Origin of the sequence: Sphaerotilus montanus (assembly GCF_013410775.1) — a bacterium.
Taxonomy (GTDB): domain Bacteria; phylum Pseudomonadota; class Gammaproteobacteria; order Burkholderiales; family Burkholderiaceae_C; genus Sphaerotilus; species Sphaerotilus montanus.
This window is the reverse complement of sequence record NZ_JACCFH010000001.1, coordinates 1,124,355-1,142,571: the sequence shown is the minus strand read 5'-3', so window position 1 is coordinate 1,142,571 and position 18,217 is coordinate 1,124,355. Positions and strand designations below refer to the sequence as shown.

Annotated in this window: 18 protein-coding genes; 15 read left to right on the top strand and 3 right to left on the bottom strand. The window is 66.9% G+C overall.

What is annotated here, in order from left to right; translation table 11 throughout:
• Positions 1-71 precede the first annotated feature (71 nt).
• From BDD16_RS05020 to BDD16_RS04975, 10 genes are all read left to right on the top strand, one after another.
• A complete protein-coding gene (locus tag BDD16_RS05020; protein ID WP_179632934.1) occupies positions 72-971 on the top strand; it encodes an SMP-30/gluconolactonase/LRE family protein in 900 nt (299 codons plus the stop codon).
• A gap of 259 nt (positions 972-1,230) precedes the next feature.
• On the top strand, positions 1,231-1,725 hold the full coding sequence (locus BDD16_RS05015) for an ATP synthase subunit I (RefSeq protein WP_179632933.1): 495 nt from the start codon (positions 1,231-1,233) through the stop codon (positions 1,723-1,725).
• Positions 1,726-1,752: 27 nt separating this feature from the next.
• Entirely contained in the window at positions 1,753-2,649 is an 897-nt protein-coding gene (gene atpB / locus BDD16_RS05010) for a F0F1 ATP synthase subunit A (RefSeq protein WP_179632932.1), read from the top strand.
• Between the two features lie 128 nt (positions 2,650-2,777).
• Complete coding sequence (gene atpE, locus BDD16_RS05005) at positions 2,778-3,026, top strand: F0F1 ATP synthase subunit C (RefSeq protein WP_012348532.1); 249 nt, start codon at positions 2,778-2,780, stop codon at positions 3,024-3,026.
• A 50-nt stretch (positions 3,027-3,076) separates the two neighbouring features.
• Positions 3,077-3,547, top strand: a complete 471-nt coding sequence (locus BDD16_RS05000; protein WP_179632931.1) for a F0F1 ATP synthase subunit B — start codon at positions 3,077-3,079, stop codon at positions 3,545-3,547.
• 2 nt (positions 3,548-3,549) lie between these two features.
• Positions 3,550-4,083: a F0F1 ATP synthase subunit delta gene (locus BDD16_RS04995; RefSeq protein WP_179632930.1), complete on the top strand. Its 534-nt coding sequence runs from the start codon at positions 3,550-3,552 to the stop codon at positions 4,081-4,083.
• A gap of 97 nt (positions 4,084-4,180) precedes the next feature.
• Positions 4,181-5,719: a F0F1 ATP synthase subunit alpha gene (gene atpA, locus BDD16_RS04990; protein ID WP_179632929.1), complete on the top strand. Its 1,539-nt coding sequence runs from the start codon at positions 4,181-4,183 to the stop codon at positions 5,717-5,719.
• Positions 5,720-5,734: 15 nt separating this feature from the next.
• Complete coding sequence (atpG, locus tag BDD16_RS04985; protein WP_179632928.1) at positions 5,735-6,616, top strand: F0F1 ATP synthase subunit gamma; 882 nt, start codon at positions 5,735-5,737, stop codon at positions 6,614-6,616.
• Between the two features lie 51 nt (positions 6,617-6,667).
• A complete protein-coding gene (gene atpD / locus BDD16_RS04980) occupies positions 6,668-8,080 on the top strand; it encodes a F0F1 ATP synthase subunit beta (RefSeq protein WP_179632927.1) in 1,413 nt (470 codons plus the stop codon).
• Between the two features lie 78 nt (positions 8,081-8,158).
• On the top strand, positions 8,159-8,575 hold the full coding sequence (locus tag BDD16_RS04975) for a F0F1 ATP synthase subunit epsilon (protein WP_179632926.1): 417 nt from the start codon (positions 8,159-8,161) through the stop codon (positions 8,573-8,575).
• Positions 8,576-8,673: 98 nt separating this feature from the next.
• Here the strand turns inward: BDD16_RS04975 and BDD16_RS04970 are convergent, their stop codons facing one another.
• From BDD16_RS04970 to BDD16_RS04960, 3 genes are read right to left on the bottom strand one after another with little or no spacing between them, the layout of a single operon-like run.
• The gene (locus BDD16_RS04970; RefSeq protein WP_246332471.1) at positions 8,674-9,231 is read right to left on the bottom strand and encodes a TPM domain-containing protein; all 558 of its coding nucleotides are present in this window, start codon (positions 9,229-9,231) and stop codon (positions 8,674-8,676) included.
• A 7-nt stretch (positions 9,232-9,238) separates the two neighbouring features.
• On the bottom strand, positions 9,239-10,153 hold the full coding sequence (locus BDD16_RS04965) for a TPM domain-containing protein (RefSeq protein ID WP_179632925.1): 915 nt from the start codon (positions 10,151-10,153) through the stop codon (positions 9,239-9,241).
• A gap of 21 nt (positions 10,154-10,174) precedes the next feature.
• Complete coding sequence (locus tag BDD16_RS04960) at positions 10,175-10,792, bottom strand: LemA family protein (protein WP_179632924.1); 618 nt, start codon at positions 10,790-10,792, stop codon at positions 10,175-10,177.
• A gap of 124 nt (positions 10,793-10,916) precedes the next feature.
• Between BDD16_RS04960 and hemE the strand changes: the two genes are divergently transcribed.
• The 5 genes from hemE to BDD16_RS04935 all read left to right on the top strand — a co-directional run bounded on the left by hemE (position 10,917) and on the right by BDD16_RS04935 (position 18,154).
• Positions 10,917-11,984, top strand: a complete 1,068-nt coding sequence (hemE, locus tag BDD16_RS04955) for a uroporphyrinogen decarboxylase (RefSeq protein ID WP_179632923.1) — start codon at positions 10,917-10,919, stop codon at positions 11,982-11,984.
• 111 nt (positions 11,985-12,095) lie between these two features.
• A complete protein-coding gene (locus BDD16_RS04950; RefSeq protein WP_179636002.1) occupies positions 12,096-14,198 on the top strand; it encodes a primosomal protein N' in 2,103 nt (700 codons plus the stop codon).
• A gap of 304 nt (positions 14,199-14,502) precedes the next feature.
• On the top strand, positions 14,503-15,546 hold the full coding sequence (locus BDD16_RS04945; protein ID WP_179632922.1) for a GNAT family N-acetyltransferase: 1,044 nt from the start codon (positions 14,503-14,505) through the stop codon (positions 15,544-15,546).
• 72 nt (positions 15,547-15,618) lie between these two features.
• Complete coding sequence (locus tag BDD16_RS04940; RefSeq protein ID WP_179632921.1) at positions 15,619-16,851, top strand: carboxylate--amine ligase; 1,233 nt, start codon at positions 15,619-15,621, stop codon at positions 16,849-16,851.
• 16 nt (positions 16,852-16,867) lie between these two features.
• Positions 16,868-18,154, top strand: coding sequence for an FAD-dependent monooxygenase (locus tag BDD16_RS04935; RefSeq protein ID WP_179632920.1), 1,287 nt, complete (start codon positions 16,868-16,870; stop codon positions 18,152-18,154).
• The last annotated feature ends 63 nt before the right edge of the window (positions 18,155-18,217 follow it).

Below are 18,217 nucleotides of genomic sequence, written 5' to 3'. Positions count from 1 at the left end.
CGGTTACAGCGTGGTACGGCGTTAGCATCGCGGCCCGATTCCGACTTCCCCTTCCTCTCAAGCGAGCCGCCATGGATGCCGACCTGATCCGCGCTGTCAGTGAACCCTGTCTGCTGGGTGAATCGCCGATGTGGCATCCGCAGGAGCAGGCGCTCTACTGGTGCGACATCCCCGGGCGCCGCCTGCACCGGCTGGATCCGGCCTCGGGCGAGACCCGGCAGTGGGATTTCCCCGTTGAGCCGGCCAGTTGCGCGCCCATCCTGGGCGGAGGATTGCTGCTGGCGATGCGCGACGGGCTGTGGCGCTTCGATACGGCGTCCGGGGTCCGCAGCCTGCTGGCCCGGCCGCCCTATGACCCGACGACCGAGCGGTTCAACGACGGCAAGTGTGACCCGCAGGGACGGTTCTGGGTCGGTACCATCTACGAGCCGCGCGATCCGCCGCTGGCGGCGCTGTACTGCTGGGACCAGGGGGCGCTTGCCCGCCGCGCGGATGGCATCACGGTGTCCAACGGGCTCGCATGGAGCCTGGATGGCCGGACGATGTACTGGTCCGACACCAAGACGCACACCGTGTTTGCCTTCGACTTCGATCCTGCGGACGGGCGGCTGTCGGGGCGGCGCGTCTTCAGGACCTTTGCGCTGCGTGTGGCAGGGCAGCCGCTGGAGACCTATGGGGGTCGGCCGGATGGTGCGGCCGTGGATGCCGAGGGGTGCTACTGGGTGGCGATGTTCGAGGGGCAGCGGCTGGTGCGCCTGTCGCCGCAAGGCGAGGTGTTGCGCGAGGTGCGGCTGCCGGTGCGCTGTCCGACGATGCCCTGTTTTGGTGGCGCGGATCTGAAGACGCTCTATGTCACCACGGCCCGCGACAAGCGCCCGCCGGAGGAACTGGCGCAGCAGCCGCTGGCCGGCTGCGTGCTGGCGTTCCGGGTGGAGGTGCCGGGGCTGCCCCTGCACTTGTCAGGGTGCTGAGTGCCCTTTGCCGGTGCGCTGCCGACGCAAGCGCTGCGTCAATGAACTTGAGCATAATCACCGCCGAGCAGACATGAAGCCGCCTGCAGCGTGATGGTGTGCACGCACGGTCAAGTGTTGCTTTGGACGCACGTTTTGGGTGCGCTGACGCGCCGATGCATCGTTTGATCGGTGACCGGCAAAGTAGTGGGGGTTTCCACGTATAATTCGATGGTTTTGCCGCAACTGCTCGTCAACAAACGTGAATCAGCGCACACCCATGCATAACGGCCTGTGCACCGATCCGGATGACGGTGCATCTGAGGCTGACGAAACAGAATTCAAGAGCCTGACGCGAGAAGAGGCGCAAGCCCTTCGAGATCGACTCCCGCTGGTGTCTCCGTGGCGGGTAGTGGCTGCGCAAGCAGCGGCTGGACTGGTGATGGCGGCCGTCTGCGGCGGTTTCACCGGAACGGGGGCGGCGGTCTGGTCTGCGCTGTATGGTGCAGCCACCGTGGTGGTGCCGACGGCCTTGCTGGCGCGTGGCATGGCCCGGGTGAGCCGGCTGTCGGAGGTGAAGGCGAATGTTGCGGCATTCAACTTCATGTTCTGGGAGTTCCTGAAGATAGGTGTCTCGGTGGCCATGCTGGCTGCTGCGGCAAAAGTCGTGCCGGACCTGAACTGGCCAGCCATGCTGGTCACGCTGGTCGTGTGCATGAAGATGAATTGGCTGGCCCTGCTATGGCAGGGTCGGGTGACAACCACTCGGTCTTAAGACAAGACACACGTTCGAGAGAAGACGATGGCTGCCGAAGAACACGTTGCAGAGCATGCACCGACCGCGGGGGAGTACATCTCCCACCACCTCACCCACCTGACCAGTCGTACCCAGACCGGGATCGCCGATTTCTCGCTGAGTGATCCGGTCCTGAAGCTGGATTCGCTGTTCTTCTCGATCCTCCTGGGCGTGCTGGGCTGCTTCCTGCTGTGGAGCGTGGCGCGTCGCGTGACCTCCGGCGTGCCGGGTCGCATGCAGGCGGCCATCGAGTTTCTGGTCGAGATGGTGGACACGCAGGCCAAGGGCATCGTCCACAACGAGGAATCGCGCAAGGTGGTGGCGCCGCTCGCGCTGACCTCCTTCGTGTGGATCTTCCTGCTGAACGCGATGGACCTGCTGCCGCTGGACCTGCTGCCGACCCTGTGGGCAAAGATCTACGGCGCCATGGGCCATGACCCGGCCCACGCCTACCTGCGCATCGTGCCGACCGCCGATCTGTCGGTGACGCTGGGCATGTCGTTCACCGTGCTGCTGACCTGTCTGTACTACAGCATCAAGATCAAGGGCCTGGGCGGCTGGGTGGGCGAGCTGTTCTCGGCTCCGTTCCATGCACACGGTCCGGCCGCGCTGCTGCTGGCCCCGATCAACTTCACGCTGCAGCTCATCGAGTTCGCCGCCAAGACCATCTCGCACGGCATGCGACTGTTCGGCAACATGTTTGCCGGCGAGTTGGTGTTCATGCTGATCGCGCTGATGGGTGCCGTGGGCTTCGGCTCGTTCGGTGGCATCGCACTGTGGTTTGGTCAGATCATCGCGGGCACTGCCTGGGCGATCTTCCACATCCTGATCATCACGTTGCAGGCCTTCATCTTCATGATGCTGACCCTGGTCTACGTCGGTCAGGCGCACGACAAGCACTGATCCAGTCGAGAAATCTGGCACAGTCTCGCCGGCTCCGCGGAGCCGGTGCGGCTGGCGCCGGCCCCTCGGTTCACGTTCCCGTTCCCTTTTCCCTTTCCGTTCGTCAACAACCTCTCTTAGGAGCAATCATGGAAAACGTCCTCGGTCTCGTCGCTCTGGCTTGCGGCATCATCATCGGCCTGGGTGCTATCGGCGCCTGTATCGGTATCGCCCTGATGGGTGGCAAGTACCTCGAAGCTTCGGCCCGCCAGCCTGAGCTGATGAACGAACTGCAGACCAAGATGTTCCTGCTGGCCGGTCTGATCGACGCGGCCTTCCTGATCGGCGTCGGTATCGCGATGCTGTTCGCCTTCGCGAACCCGTTCGTCCTGAAGTAATCGGTCTTTCTCGTCGTACGTCATTCCCCTAAACGAGAAAGGTCGAAGCCGTGAATCTGAACGCAACACTGTTGGCGCAGATCGTGGTCTTCGTGATCCTGTGGTGGTTCACGATGAAATTCGTGTGGCCACCGATCACGAAAGCGCTGGACGATCGGGCCAAGCTGGTCGCGAGCGGTCTGGCTGCGGCCGACAAGGCCAAGCTGGAACTTGCAGGCGCTAACAAGCGCGTCGAGGAACAGCTGGCTCAATCGCGCAACGAGACCGCCAAGCTGCTGTCCGACGCCGAAAAGCGTGCACAGGCCATCGTCGACGAAGCCAAGCGTCGTGCCGAGGAGGAAGGCGCCAAGATCGTCGCCGCCGCCAAGGCTGAAGCAGACCAGCAGGCCATCCAGGCCCGCGAAGTCCTGCGCGACCAGGTCGCCGTCCTGGCTGTCAAGGGTGCAGAGCAGATCCTCAAGCGCGAAGTCAACGCCGGCGTCCACGCCGACCTGCTGACCCGCCTGAAGACGGAGCTGTAACCATGGCCGAACTCACTACCATCGCACGCCCCTACGCCGAAGCGCTCTTCCAGGTGGCCCGCAAGGGTGACGTGGCAGCTTGGGGCCGGCAGATCGAGGCACTGTCCCAGGTGGCTCAGAACCAGCAAGTGCGCCAGTTCGCCGACAGCCCCAAGGCGTCGGACGAGCAGGTGGTCGATCTGGTATCCACCGCTGCGCAGCTTCCGCTGGAACCCGGCGTGCAGAATTTCCTGCGCGCACTGGTCGCCAACGGACGCCTTGTGGCATTGCCGGCGATTGCCGAGCAGTTCCACGCACTGGTCAACGCCTCTTCTGGCGTCGCCGATGCCGTGATCTACAGCCCGTACCCGATCGAGCCGGCCCAGCTGGCGGACGTCGTGTCGAGTCTGGAGAAACGCTTCGGGCGCAAGCTCTCGGCCAGCGTCCAGCTGGAGCCGGAGCTGATCGGTGGCATCCGCGTGGTGGTGGGCGACGAGGTGCTCGACACTTCCGTCAAGGCCCGACTGGAACGCATGAAGGTGGCGCTGAGCGCTTGAGGCTTATGTACAGGCGCGTGACGACACGCATCGAATTCATCCCTGCGTCACGTCTGCCCTCTGCAAAGAGGCCGCTTGACCAGACTGGGAGCAAGCAATGCAACTGAATCCCGCAGAAATTTCCGAACTGATCAAGAGCCGTATCGAGGGCCTTGGCGTCGCCGCAGACATTCGCAACCAGGGTACCGTGGTTTCGGTGACGGACGGTATTGTCCGAGTCCACGGCCTGAGCGATGCCATGCAGGGCGAAATGCTCGAGTTCCCGGGCAACGTCTTCGGTCTGGCCCTGAACCTGGAGCGCGACTCCGTCGGCGCCGTGATCCTGGGCGAGTACGAAGGCATCTCCGAGGGCGACACGGTCAAGTGCACCGGTCGCATCCTGGAAGTGCCCGTCGGCCCGGAACTGCTTGGCCGCGTGGTCAACGCGCTCGGTCAGCCGATCGACGGCAAGGGCCCGATCAACGCCAAGATGACGGACGTCATCGAGAAGGTCGCTCCGGGCGTGATCGCCCGGAAGTCGGTCGACCAGCCGGTGCAGACCGGTCTGAAGTCGATCGACTCGATGGTGCCGGTCGGCCGTGGTCAGCGCGAGCTGATCATCGGTGACCGCCAGACCGGCAAGACCGCCGTGGCCATCGACGCGATCATCAACCAGAAGGGCCAGAACATGGCCTGCATCTATGTCGCGATCGGCCAGAAGGCTTCGTCGATCAAGAACGTGGTGCGCTCGCTGGAAGCCGCTGGTGCGATGGACTACACCATCGTCGTGGCGGCCTCGGCCTCTGAATCTGCTGCCATGCAGTACGTGTCGGCCTACACCGGCTGCACGATGGGCGAGTACTTCCGCGACCGTGGCGAAGACGCCCTGATCGTGTATGACGACCTGTCCAAGCAGGCCGTCGCCTACCGCCAGGTCTCGCTGCTGCTGCGCCGTCCTCCGGGCCGCGAAGCGTTCCCCGGCGACGTGTTCTATCTCCACAGCCGCCTGCTCGAGCGCGCAGCCCGCGTTAATGCCGACTACGTCGAAGCGTTCACCAAGGGTGCCGTCAAGGGCAAGACCGGTTCGCTGACGGCCCTGCCGATCATCGAGACGCAAGCTGGTGACGTGTCCGCGTTCGTTCCGACCAACGTGATCTCGATCACCGACGGTCAGATCTTCCTGGAAACCAACCTGTTCAACGCTGGTATCCGTCCCGCCATCAACGCGGGTATCTCGGTGTCCCGCGTGGGTGGTGCTGCACAGACGAAGCTGATCAAGGGCCTGTCCGGCGGTATCCGTACCGACCTGGCGCAGTACCGTGAACTGGCTGCGTTCGCGCAGTTCGCTTCCGATCTGGACGAATCGACCCGCAAGCAGCTCGACCGCGGTGCCCGCGTGACCGAACTGCTCAAGCAGGCCCAGTATTCGCCCCAGCCCATCAGCCTGATGGCGGCCACGCTCTACGCGGTCAACAAGGGCTTCATGGACAGCGTCGAAGTCAAGAAGATTCTGGCGTTCGAAAGCGGCATGCACCAGTACCTGAAGACCAGCCACGGTGCGCTGCTGAAGAAGCTCGAAGACAACAAGGCGATGGACAAGGACGCGGAAGCCGAGCTGCAAGGCGCGATCGCTGCGTTCAAGAAGTCCTTCGCCTAAGCCGGGAGCATCGTCATGGCGGCAGGCAAGGAAATACGCGGCAAGATCAAATCGGTGGAGAACACCAGGAAGATCACGAAGGCCATGGAAATGGTGGCCGCGTCCAAGATGCGCAAGGCGCAAGAACGCATGCGCGCGGCTCGTCCGTACGCTGACAAGATCCGCAACATCACGGCCAACCTGTCGCGGGCGACCCCTGAGTACCACCATCCGTTCGTGGTCAAGAACAGTGGCACGGGTTCGGTGGGTGTCATCGTCGTCACGACCGACAAGGGTCTGTGCGGCGGGATGAACACCAACGTGCTGCGGGCGGTGACGACCCGGTTGCGTGAATTCGAGGGGACCAGCACCAAGGTGCAGGCCGTCGCGATCGGCAACAAGGGCTTCACCTTCCTGAACCGCGTGGGCATCAAGGTGGTCTCGCACGTCACCCATCTGGGTGACACCCCGCACCTCGACAAGCTGATCGGCCCCGTCAAGGTGCTGCTCGACCAGTACGCCGAAGGCAAGCTGGACGCTGTCTACCTCTGCTACACCCGCTTCCTCAACACGATGAAGCAGGAACCGCAGATCGAGCAACTGCTGCCGCTGGCAGCAGACCGGCTCGAACAGTCGGCGAGCGAGCAGCAGGCCCATGGCTGGGACTACCTGTACGAGCCGGACGCGCAGTCGGTCATCGACGACCTGATGGTGCGCTACGCCGAAGCGCTGGTGTTCCAGGCGGTGGCCGAGAACATGGCGTCCGAGCAATCGGCGCGGATGGTGGCGATGAAGGCTGCGACCGACAACGCCGGCACGCTGATCAACGACCTGAAGCTGGTCTACAACAAGACCCGTCAGGCCGCGATCACCAAGGAACTCTCCGAGATTGTCAGCGGTGCGGCGGCGGTGGGTTGACCCGGCCACGCGACGACGAGACGCAACGTATCAAGATTGAAGGAACGAAAAATGGCGAACACTCAAGCAGTGGGCAAGATCGTTCAGTGCATCGGCGCCGTGGTGGACGTGGAATTCCCGCGCAACCAGATGCCGAAGATCTATGACGCACTGAAACTGGATGGCAGCGCGCTGACGCTGGAAGTGCAGCAGCAGCTCGGCGACGGCGTGGTCCGTACCATTGCGCTGGGCTCCTCCGACGGCCTGCGCCGCGGTCTGGAAGTGCGCAACACGCGTGGTCCGATCATGGTGCCGGTTGGTCCGGCTACCCTTGGCCGCATCATGGACGTGCTGGGCAGCCCGATCGACGAACGTGGTCCCGTCAGTGCGGAACACACGGCTTCGATCCACCGCAAGGCGCCGGCCTATGACGAGCTGAGCCCGTCGCAGGACCTGCTGGAAACCGGCATCAAGGTGATCGACCTGATCTGCCCGTTCGCCAAGGGCGGCAAGGTGGGTCTGTTCGGTGGCGCCGGCGTGGGCAAGACCGTGAACATGATGGAACTCATCAACAACATCGCCAAGGCCCACAGCGGTCTGTCGGTGTTCGCTGGTGTGGGCGAGCGGACCCGTGAAGGGAACGACTTCTATCACGAAATGGCCGATTCGGGCGTCGTGAACCTGGAAGATCTGGGCAAGTCCAAGGTCGCCATGGTCTACGGCCAGATGAACGAGCCGCCGGGCAACCGTCTGCGCGTGGCCCTGACCGGTCTGACCATCGCGGAATCCTTCCGTGACGAAGGCCGTGACGTGCTGTTCTTCGTGGACAACATCTACCGCTACACGCTGGCCGGTACCGAAGTGTCCGCACTGCTGGGCCGCATGCCCTCCGCCGTGGGTTACCAGCCGACGCTGGCCGAGGAAATGGGCCGTCTGCAAGAGCGGATCACGTCGACCAAGGTCGGCTCGATCACCTCGATCCAGGCCGTCTACGTCCCTGCCGATGACTTGACCGACCCGTCGCCTGCCACGACCTTCGCCCACCTGGATGCCACCGTGGTGCTGTCGCGTGACATCGCTTCGCTCGGTATCTACCCGGCTGTGGATCCGCTGGATTCGAACAGCCGCCAGGTGGACCCGAACGTGGTCGGTGAAGAGCACTACAACACGACCCGTGCGGTGCAGCAGGTGCTGCAGCGTTACAAGGAACTGCGCGACATCATCGCCATTCTGGGCATGGACGAACTCGCGCCGGAAGACAAGCTGGCCGTGTCCCGTGCACGGAAGATCCAGCGTTTCCTGTCGCAGCCGTTCCACGTGGCTGAAGTGTTCACCGGCTCGCCCGGCAAGTACGTGCCGCTGAAGGAAACCATCCGCGGCTTCAAGATGATCGTCGCCGGCGAGTGCGATCACCTGCCGGAGCAGGCGTTCTACATGGTCGGCACCATCGACGAAGCCTTCGAAAAGGCGAAGAAGCTGCAGTGAACCCCGGTGGGCGGCGCACCGCAAGGCGCTCCGCCCCTGGTTTGCTGACTCCTCTTCAACCCCCTCAGAAGGAAGAACATGGCAACGATCCACGTTGACGTCGTTTCGGCAGAACAATCGATCTTCTCGGGTGAAGCGAAGTTCGTCGCGCTGCCGGGTGAGAACGGCGAGCTGGGCATCCTGCCCCGCCACACGCCGCTGATCACCCGCATCCGCCCCGGTGCGGTGCGCATTGAGCGCGCCGACAACGGTGAAGAAGAGTTCGTGTTCGTGGCTGGCGGCATTCTCGAAGTGCAGCCGGACCGTGTGACCGTGCTGGCCGACACCGCGATCCGCGGTCACGATCTCGACGAAGCCAAGGCTGTCGAAGCCAAGCGCCTCGCCGAGGAAGCGATGAAGAACGCCAAGAGCGACATCGACCTGGCCCGTGCCCAGGGCGAGTTCGCTGCCATGGCCGCCCAGATCGCCGCGATCCAGAAGTTCCGCCGCAAGTAAGCAGCTCCGCTGCCTGACGCGCACCACCAAGCCCGCCCAGGTTCACGCCTGTGGCGGGCTTGGTCCGTCTGGTGTCCGACAGACACGTCCGTGCTGTTTCAGCGCAGATCGACCTGGTTGGGCAGCTCGTTGGGGTTGCGCTGGTCACCGCCGTGCACCGGAAACCAGTGGCGCAGCGCCTCGTCGAGTGCCGCGATGGTCTGCTGCAGCGCGGTTTCATGCTGGCCCTGGCGCAGCAGCGGCGCCATGGCGGCAATCAGCGCCTGCCACTGGTCTGGGTCGATGTGCCGGTGCAGCCCGCGGTCGGCGACGATCTCCACTGCGCGGTCGGCCAGCAGCAGATAGACGAGCACGCCGTTGTTGTGCTCTGTGTCCCACACGCGCAGCTTGCCGAACATCGACAGCGCCCGCTCCCGCGGACTCGCGCCTGCACGCAGATAGCGCCAGGGCAGCGCGGCCTCGACGCACAGCCGGATCTCGCCGCTGTGGTGCAGTTCGCTCGCGGTGATGCGTGCTTCGAGGCGGGCGAGGGCCTCGGTGTCGAGCACGTGGGTGATGTCCGAGCGGTCGGACCAGAGGTGCCGGAGCCACTGGCGCCAGGGGCGGTGCAATCGGACGGTGGACATGTCGTGTGCGGTCTGTCGTGTCTTGTTCATGGAGCGCTCACCAGCCACCGGACGCACCGCCGCCGCCAAAATCGCCCCCGCCACCGGACGAGAACCCGCCGCCGGAGCCACCACCGCGGCCCCAGCCACCGCCGCCACCACCGCCCCAACCGCCGGGCATCGGCAGAGACCGGCCGCGGCTGACGCTCGGCGAGATGAAGCTCATCACGCCCATCACCAGCGCGACGACCAGCCCGACGACCGCCGCCAGACCGGCCACCGCCAGGCTGGCCGTCATCAGCCAGGTGAGGCCGCCCGCGCCGGCGCTGGTCAGCAGCGGGCCGAGCTTGCGCCCGAAGATCCCGACCAGCGCGCGCGCGAACATCGGCAGCATGACCACGGTCAGCAGGATCCACATCATCGGGTCCGGGCTGTCCTGGGCACCGCCCCCCTGGTCGGAGGCCGATGGTGCGGGCAGCCCTTCGCCCTTGATCAGGCCCCCCAGCACGCGCACCGCCGACGACAGGCCGCTGGCGTAGTCGCCCTGGCGGAAGGCCGGCGTGATCTGCTCGTTGATGACCCGCTTGGCCATCAGGTCCGGAATGGCCCCTTCGAGTGTCTTGGCCACCTCGATGCGCACCTTGCGGTCCTGCGTGGCCACGACGATCAGCAGCCCGTCGCCCACCGTGCGGCGGCCAATCTTCCAGGTGTCGCCCACGCGCTGGGCATAGGCGGCGATGTCCTCGGGCTGTGTGCTGCGCACGAGCAGGACCACCACCTGCGAGCCGGCTTCCCGCTCCAGCGCGGCGAGCTGGGCGACCAGGGCCTGGTGCTGCGCCGGCTGGAGCGTGCCGGTCTGGTCGATCACCCGGTCGGTGAGCGCGGGCACGGGCTGGATGTCCTGGGCGTGGCTGCCGACGGCCATCAGCAGCCACAGTCCGAACGCGAACAGACCTCGCATCAGGGCAGTCATGGTGCGTGACAAGGCGTCGGCTTACTTGGCCGCGGGCTTGTCGAAGCTCACGGCGGGCGGCTGGCTGATCTGCGCCTCGTTGGCCACGGCCAGATTCGGCTTGACCTCGTAGTGGAAGACCATCGCCGTCAGGTTGGTCGGGAAGCTGCGGGCCAGCACGTTGTATTCCTGCACCGTCTTGATGTAGCGGTTGCGCGCCACGGTGATGCGGTTTTCGGTGCCTTCGAGCTGCACGCGCAGGTCCTGGAAGCCCTGGTTGGCCTTCAGGTTGGGGTAGTTCTCGGTGACGACCAGCAGGCGGCTCAGCGCGCCGCTCAGTTCACCCTGCGCGGCCTGGAACTTCTTGAACGCCTCGGGGTTGTTGATCAGCTCCGGCGTGGCCTGGATGCTGGTCGCCTTGGCGCGGGCCTCGACGACCTTGGTCAGCGTGTCCTGCTCGAAGCTGGCTTCGCCCTTGACGGTGGCGACGAGGTTGGGCACCAGATCGGCCCGGCGCTGGTACTGGTTCAGCACTTCGGACCAACTGCCCTTCACATCCTCGTCCAGCTTCTGGAAATCGTTGTAGCCGCAGCCGGTCAGCGACACCAGCGCCAGCGCGCTCATCACCATCCAGCACCACGAGCGCAGTCGTCCCAACATGTCGAATCCTCCATTGAATGATCAGGGTGTGTCGAAAGTCACGAATCGACACAGTGGAAGGTTACCTCAAACACCGTGCAGTTGCGCGTGGGGCGGGGTGGTGCGGCCTCCTACAATCACCCCCATGTTTGCCCCCCTCCAAAACGACACCTTCCTGCGCGCCCTGCGCCGCCAGCCCACCGACCACACCCCCGTCTGGCTGATGCGCCAGGCCGGTCGCTACCTGCCCGAGTACTGCGCCACACGCGCGAAGGCCGGCAGCTTCATGGGGCTGGCGACCAACGTGGACTACGCCACCGAGGTCACGCTGCAGCCGCTGGAGCGCTACCCGCTCGACGCCGCGATCCTGTTCTCGGACATCCTCACCGTGCCGGACGCGATGGGCCTGGGCCTGAGCTTCGCGGTGGGCGAGGGGCCGAAGTTCGCCAAGGTGGTGCGTGACGAAGCCGCGGTGGCGGAACTGGCCGTGCCGGACATGGACAAGCTGCGCTACGTCTTCGACGCGGTGACCTCGATCCGCAAGGCGCTGAACGGCCGCGTGCCGCTGATCGGCTTTTCGGGCAGCCCGTGGACGCTGGCCTGCTACATGGTCGAAGGTGGTGGCAGCGACGACTACCGGCGCGTCAAGTCGCTGATGTACAGCCGCCCGGACCTGATGCACCGCATCCTGGCCATCAACGCCGACTCGGTGGCGGCCTACCTGAACGCCCAGATCGAAGCCGGTGCCCAGGCCGTGATGATTTTCGACAGCTGGGGTGGCGTGCTGGCCGACGGCGCCTTCCAGGAATTCAGCCTCGCCTACACCCGCCGCGTGCTGGCGCAACTCCAGCGCGAACACGACGGCGTGCAGATCCCGCGCATCGTCTTCACCAAGGGCGGCGGCATCTGGCTCGACGAGATCGCCGAACTGGACACCGACGGCATCGGCCTCGACTGGACGATGGACCTTGGCAAGGCGCGCGCGCGTGTCGGCCACAAGGTGGCGCTGCAGGGCAATCTGGACCCGAACGTGCTGTTCGCCGGCCCGGCGCAGATCGAGGCCGAAGTGCGCCGCGTGCTCGACCGCTTTGGCGCGCACCCCGGCCACATCTTCAACCTCGGCCACGGCATCAGCCAGTACACGCCGCCGGAAGCGGTGACGGTGCTGGTCGAGACGGTGCATCGCCACTCGCGTGCGATGCGGGTTGCCTGATTTTGAGGCAATCCAGGAAAATGCCTTGTGTGACAGGCACTTGACAGTGCTCTGACCAGCTTGTCCCCAACGTTATCCACAGGTTCGGTGGACATCCCTGCGTTGCCTGTCATGTGCCGTCTGCGCGTGCTGGTCGATCTGCCGCGGCACAGCCGGCTGGATGCGGTGCTGGACTACCTGGCCCCCGAGCCGTGGCCAGCCGGCACGCTCGTGCGGGTGCCGCTGGGCAAGCGCGAGGTCTGCGGCATCGTCTGGGGCATGGCCGAGACGCCCGACCCGGCCGAGGCAGACGGCGAGGCCCCGGTCCTGCGCAGCGTGGTGCAGGTGCTGACCGATCTGCCACCCTTCACCCACGGCTGGCTGCGGCTGGTGGCGTTTGCGGCTTCCTATTACCAGCGCAGTCCCGGCGAGGTGGCCCTGAGCGCCTTGCCGCCCGATCTGCGGGATCTGGATGCGGTGCAGCTGGCCCGCCGGCTCAAGCGGCTGGACAAGGCGCTGGCCACGGCGGCCAAGGTCGCCAATGCAGCCGCTCAGGCGGGCACGCCCGAACGCCCCGCGCTCTCGCCCGAGCAGCAGCAGGTGCTCGACGTGCTGGCCGACGGCCCGCCGCAGCCCAGCCTGCTGTTCGGCGCCACCGGCAGCGGCAAGACCGAGGTCTATCTGCGCGAGGCCGAGCGGGTGCTCGCCGCCGGGCGGCAGGCGCTGGTGCTGGTGCCCGAGATCAACCTGACGCCGCAGCTCGAAGCCCGCTTCGCCGAGCGTTTCCCCGCGCGCTGCATCGTCTCGCTGCACAGCGGCCTGACCCCGGCGCAGCGCCTGCAGCACTGGCTGTCGGCGCACCTCGGTCGCGCCGATCTGGTGCTCGGCACGCGCATGGCGGTGTTCGCGTCCCTGCCGCGACTCGGGCTGATCGTGGTCGACGAGGAGCACGACCCGTCCTACAAGCAGCAGGAGGGCGCGCGTTACTCGGCCCGCGATCTGGCGGTCTGGCGGGGCCGCCATGAACAGGTGCCGGTGCTGCTGGGCTCGGCCACGCCGTCGCTGGAGAGCTGGTACAACGCCGGCCCGGCCGAGGCGGGGGGAGGGCGCTACCGCCGGCTGGTGATGCCGAGCCGCATCGGCGGCGGCGCCTTGCCGGCCGTGCGCGTGGTGGACCTGGCCCGCATCGCCGCGCAGTTCGGCAAGCAGGCCCTGCGTGCCCACCCGCTGGCACCACCGCTGCTGGACGCGCTGCGCGAGCGGCTCGACCGCGGCGAGCAAAGCCTCGTGCTGCTCAACCGCCGCGGCTACGCGCCGGTGCTGCACTGCACGAACTGCGGCTGGAAGAGCGCCTGCCCGCACTGCAGCGCCTGGCGCGTCTTCCACAAGCTCGACCGCACGTTGCGCTGCCACCACTGCGGCATCACCGAGCGGGTGCCGCGCGCCTGCCCGGACTGTGGTGACCCGGACATCCAGCCCATGGGCCGCGGCACCGAGCGGCTGGAGGAGCAGCTCGCCGACCTGCTGCCCGGCGCCCGCGTCGGCCGCATCGACGCCGACAGCACCCGCGCCAAGGGCAGCCTGGCCGAGCAGCTCGCCAGCGTGCATGCGGGCGAGGTCGATGTGCTGGTCGGCACGCAGATGGTCGCCAAGGGCCACGATTTCCGCCGCATGACGCTGGTGGCGGCGGTGCAGGCGGATGCGGCCTTGTTCTCCAGCGACTTCCGGGCGCCGGAGCGGCTGTTCTCGCTGCTGATGCAGGCGGGTGGGCGCGCGGGGCGCGATGCGGCGCTGGCCGGGCGCAGCGAGGTGTGGATCCAGACCTGGCATCCGGAGCACGCGCTCTATGCGGCGTTGCGCCGGCACGACTACGAGGCCTTTGCCGCGTCGCAGCTCGCCGAGCGTGAGTCCGCGGGGATGCCGCCGTTTTCCTTCCAGGCGCTGCTGCGGGCCGACGCGCGCACCCCCGAAGCCGCGCTGGCTTTTCTGGACGCGGCCGCGCTGCAGGCCCAGGCCTTGCCGGGCGCGCAGGAGGTGCTCATCTACCCGCCGGTGCCCGCGCCGATCCACCGGATCGCCGACGTGGAGCGGGCCCAGATGCTGGTCGAGGCCTCCGGGCGTGTCACGTTGCACCGCCTGCTGGCGCAGTGGCTGCCGGCGCTGCAGGGCTTGTCTTCAGAACCGGCCACGCGGGTGCTTCGGTGGGCATTGGACGTCGATCCGATCTCAATTTAGAACATTTGATAGCCATCCCCCGCATTCTGTTGTCACGTTTTGTTTCTGAGGGGGTGGTCGTTTGCCACGTTTTTAGTCAGGATTGCTGTAAAACCCGGCGTCGAGAATGAGGCGCCATGGGGGGGTCCCGGGTGCATGGTTGCAGACGCCGGGACGGATTCAAGGATCAACGGCGCAATGGGGAGGGAAGTACGTGGCAGTTCCACAGTGGGAAATCAGGTTGCGCCAGCCGGCGGAGCTGAGTGAAAAGGATCGGCAGGCATGGGCTGCGCTGGAGTCTCGTGCCGCAGAGCCGAATGCGTTCATGTCGCCGCACTTCGTGCTGCCGGCGTTGCAGCATCTGGACGCTGGCGCCTCGGTCGTCCTGATGTGGGTCGAGCGTGCGGCCGGTGGGCTGAAGGAGCTGGCCGCGGTCGGCGTGTTCCGGCGGTGTCTGGCGAGCCGGGTGTTTCCATGGCCGCACTTGTCGGCCTACCAGTCCGAGCACACCTATCTGGGGGGGCTGCTGGTCGATGGTGATGCGGTCGGCCCGGTGGTCGAGGCGATCCGGGGCTTCCTGGCCCGGCCGGGTTGTGTCTGGAAGGGGCTGGAGCTGCCCAAGGTGGACACCACGGGCAAGCTGGCCGAAGCGGTCCGGCAGGTTGCGCAGCAGCACCGCCTGCCGGCGCAACTGCTGGGGCCGCAGGAGCGGTCGATGCTGACGGTGGCCGGTTGCGGCGAAGACCTGCTGCGCGAGACCCTCGGCAAGAAGCTCAACGAGATCAACCGCTGCATGCGCCGGCTCGCCGAGCAGGGCGAGGTCCGCTGGCATTGCCTGCGCAAGGACATTCCCGAGGCATCGGTCGAGGATTTCCTGCGCCTGGAGCATCTGGGCTGGAAAGGCGAGTCCGGCACCTCGATGCGTTCGACCAAGGCCGGCGAGGACTTCTTCCGCGACATGGTGGCGCGCTTCGACCGGGACGGCCGGGCGCTGTTCACCGAACTGCGGGTCGATGGCCGTGCGGTGGCGTCCACCTGCAATTTTGTCTCCGGGTCGATGGGCTTCGCCTTCAAGGTGGGCTGGGATCCGGAGCTGCGCAAGCTCGGCCCCGGCATGCTCAACGAGGTCGAGTTCATCCGGCAGGTCCGCACCCATTGTCCGGATCTGGCGGCCTTCGACAGTGGCGCTTCGGCCGATTCGTTCATCAACCGGCTCTGGCCTGACCGGCGGTCGCTCGGGCTGCTGCTGATGCCGTCCAGCCGCATGGCGTCCTGTGCCTTGACGGCGACCCGGCGCCTGCGAGATTCCCGGCAGGCCAGGCGGCCGAAGCCGGAAATTGACGCAATAATCCAGCAAGTCGAAGCCTGATTCCTCTGCTGGAGTCGGTCCGGGATGCGGTTTCCGGTGGAGATCGGCCCGGTTCCCTGTCCCTCTATCTGCATGTACAACAACATATCCCCGGCGGTGGGTTGCCAGCCCGCCGTCGTTCTCGCGTGCGCCGGTGCCCCGGAAGGGGATCTGAACCTTGTGCGCTCGCTGGGCGAGCAGGGGGTGCCGGTGATCGTCCTGGGTGAATATGCCGACCCGCCGTCCCGCTACTCGCGTTACTGCATCGAGTTCGTGCAGGTGCCCGATTTCGGCGGACATCCGCAGGAACTGCTGGCGGCGCTCGCGGAGTTGTCGCGGCGCCATGGCGGGCCGTTGCCGGTGTTTCCGTCGGCCGACCCGGATCTGGAGGCGCTGAGCCGGCTCGGTGACGCCACCCGGCCGTACATGCGCTCCACGATGGCCGATCCTGCGCTGGTGCTGACGCTGATGGACAAGGGAGCCTTCAGCGAACTGGCCACGCGCGCCGGGCTGCCGGTGCCGCGCACCTTCACGCCACACTCGCTGGCAGAGGCCGAGCAGGGCGCCGGGATGCTGACCTACCCGGCCATCGTCAAGCCCTCGCTGCCGACGTCCTGGAGGCACCCGGCGCTGCCACGCGCGATCAGCCTGGCCAAGGCCATCGTGGTGGAGTCGCACGGCGAGCTGATGGATATCTGTCGCACGGTGGCGCCCTGGGGCCTGGCGTTGATCCTGCAGGAATACGTGCCGGGTGACGATGCCGAGCACTACGACGTGCACGCCTTCATCGACCAGCACGGCGAGGCCCGCGCCACGTTCTGTGGCCGCAAGTGGCGCATCCAGCCGCCCCATGTGGGCAGCGGCTGCTATGTCGAGAGCCTGCACGAGCCGGCGCTGGAGGCGATGGTGGCGGACCTGCTGCAGCGGATCGGCTACCGCGGCATCGCCAACCTCAATTTCAAGCGCCACAGCCGCACGGGCGAGTTCAAGCTGCTGGAGATCAACGCCCGGGTGAGCCAGTGGAGCATCCTGACCACCCGCTCCGGGGTGAACCTGCCGTGGATGGCCTACCGCGATGTCTGCGGACTGGCACAGGAGGCGCCGCCGCCGCGGCAGTCCGGGCTCTGGTACGTCAGCGGCAAGAGCGATTTCCGCGCAGTCCGCGGCTATGTGCGCGAGGGGCTCTGGACCTGGAGCGGCTACCTGCGCTCGCTGCTGAAGCGCCCGATGGTCTGTCAGGTGCTGAGCCTGCGGGATCCCGGCCCCGCCCGCCAGCTCACCCTGCGCTGGATTGCGGAGAAAATGCGCCTGCGGTCACCCTCCTGACCGCTCAGGAGCCGAGATGTCCGCTGTCCTTTCGAGGGCCCATGCCCATGCCCATGTCCATGTCCCGGTGCTGCAACTGGCCGTGGTCGGTGCCGGCCCGGTCGGTCTGGCGCTGGCGCTGTCGGCTGCACGCCGCCTGCCGTCCGCGCAGGTGTGTGTCTACGACCGTCTGTCCGTCGACCACGACGTCAGCGGCGATCCGCGCACGCTGGCGCTGTCGCAGGGCAGCGTGCTGGAGTTGCAGCGGCTGGGCGTCTGGGCGGACATGGCCGAGCGCGCCGAGCCGATCCTGGCGGTGCACGTGTCGCAGCAGCAGCCGGGACTGCTGGACCTGCTCGGCAAGGCGCCTGCGCCCGAGTTGCTGATGCGCGCGGAGGACGAAGGCGTGCCGCAACTGGGCGCGGTGATTCCCTATGGGGCACTGGCCGCGCCGATGCGGGCGGCGTGGCTGGCGGCCTGTGCCCGCGAGCCGGGTCGGTTGTCCGTGCGCTGGGGCAGCGCGGTGAGCGGCGTGCGCACGGTGCCCGGCGGAGTGGAGATCGATGTCGGCGCGGCCTCCGGGGCTGGCGGGGCCCTGGTCGAGTCGCACCATCTGGCGGTGATCGCGGAGGGCGGCGTGTTCGCCGAGCAGGCCCGCAAGGCCGTTGCCCGCGACTATGGCCAGACCGCCTGGGTCGGCACGATCGGGCTGGAGGGCGGCGAGGCGGGTGTCGCCCACGAGCGCTTCACGCCCGAGGGGCCGGTCGCGCTGCTGCCGCTGCCCGGCACGACGCTGGCCGACGACGGACGCACCGTGCGGCGCCGTGCGGCGCTGGTCTGGTGTGTCGACCGCGCGGATGACGCGGTGGCCGAACTGAGCGAGGTGCAGCGCCTGGCCGTGCTGACCCACCTGCTGCCGGAGCGGGTGGGGCGGCTGGTGTCGATCAGCCCGCTCAAGGGTTTCGCGCTGGGCCTCAACGCCGAGCGCACGCTGGTGCAGGGCCGCACGGTGCGCATCGGCAACGCGGCGCAGACCCTGCATCCAGTCGCCGGCCAGGGCCTGAACCTGGGCCTGCGCGATGCGCACGAACTCGTGACCCGGCTGGCCCGCGACGGCGATGTCGACCAGGCGCTGCGCCGGGTCGAATGGCAGCGGGCACCGGACCGCTGGGCAATGATCGCCGCCACCGATTTCCTGGCCCGCAGCTTCACCTGGCCGTGGCCGGGGCTGAGCACGCTGCGCGGGGCGGGGCTGGCGGTGCTGGGGCAGGTGGGTCCGCTCAAGTCGCTGCTGGCGCGCCGCATGATGTTTGGCGGACGCTGAGCGGCCTGCGCAAGATGACCGTGCGGATTGCGCGGGCCGGTGCGCAGCCCCCCTGTTGACGGG

Coding starts and splice junctions, on each gene's coding strand:
- BDD16_RS05020 (WP_179632934.1), top strand. CDS start 72: ATGGATGCCGACCTGATCCGCGCTGTCAGTGAACCCTGTCTGCTGGGT.
- BDD16_RS05015 (WP_179632933.1), top strand. CDS start 1,231: ATGCATAACGGCCTGTGCACCGATCCGGATGACGGTGCATCTGAGGCT.
- atpB (WP_179632932.1), top strand. CDS start 1,753: ATGGCTGCCGAAGAACACGTTGCAGAGCATGCACCGACCGCGGGGGAG.
- atpE (WP_012348532.1), top strand. CDS start 2,778: ATGGAAAACGTCCTCGGTCTCGTCGCTCTGGCTTGCGGCATCATCATC.
- BDD16_RS04995 (WP_179632930.1), top strand. CDS start 3,550: ATGGCCGAACTCACTACCATCGCACGCCCCTACGCCGAAGCGCTCTTC.
- atpA (WP_179632929.1), top strand. CDS start 4,181: ATGCAACTGAATCCCGCAGAAATTTCCGAACTGATCAAGAGCCGTATC.
- atpG (WP_179632928.1), top strand. CDS start 5,735: ATGGCGGCAGGCAAGGAAATACGCGGCAAGATCAAATCGGTGGAGAAC.
- atpD (WP_179632927.1), top strand. CDS start 6,668: ATGGCGAACACTCAAGCAGTGGGCAAGATCGTTCAGTGCATCGGCGCC.
- BDD16_RS04975 (WP_179632926.1), top strand. CDS start 8,159: ATGGCAACGATCCACGTTGACGTCGTTTCGGCAGAACAATCGATCTTC.
- BDD16_RS04970 (WP_246332471.1), bottom strand. CDS start 9,231: ATGAACAAGACACGACAGACCGCACACGACATGTCCACCGTCCGATTG.
- BDD16_RS04965 (WP_179632925.1), bottom strand. CDS start 10,153: ATGACTGCCCTGATGCGAGGTCTGTTCGCGTTCGGACTGTGGCTGCTG.
- BDD16_RS04960 (WP_179632924.1), bottom strand. CDS start 10,792: ATGTTGGGACGACTGCGCTCGTGGTGCTGGATGGTGATGAGCGCGCTG.
- hemE (WP_179632923.1), top strand. CDS start 10,917: ATGTTTGCCCCCCTCCAAAACGACACCTTCCTGCGCGCCCTGCGCCGC.
- BDD16_RS04950 (WP_179636002.1), top strand. CDS start 12,096: ATGTGCCGTCTGCGCGTGCTGGTCGATCTGCCGCGGCACAGCCGGCTG.
- BDD16_RS04945 (WP_179632922.1), top strand. CDS start 14,503: ATGTCGCCGCACTTCGTGCTGCCGGCGTTGCAGCATCTGGACGCTGGC.
- BDD16_RS04940 (WP_179632921.1), top strand. CDS start 15,619: ATGTACAACAACATATCCCCGGCGGTGGGTTGCCAGCCCGCCGTCGTT.
- BDD16_RS04935 (WP_179632920.1), top strand. CDS start 16,868: ATGTCCGCTGTCCTTTCGAGGGCCCATGCCCATGCCCATGTCCATGTC.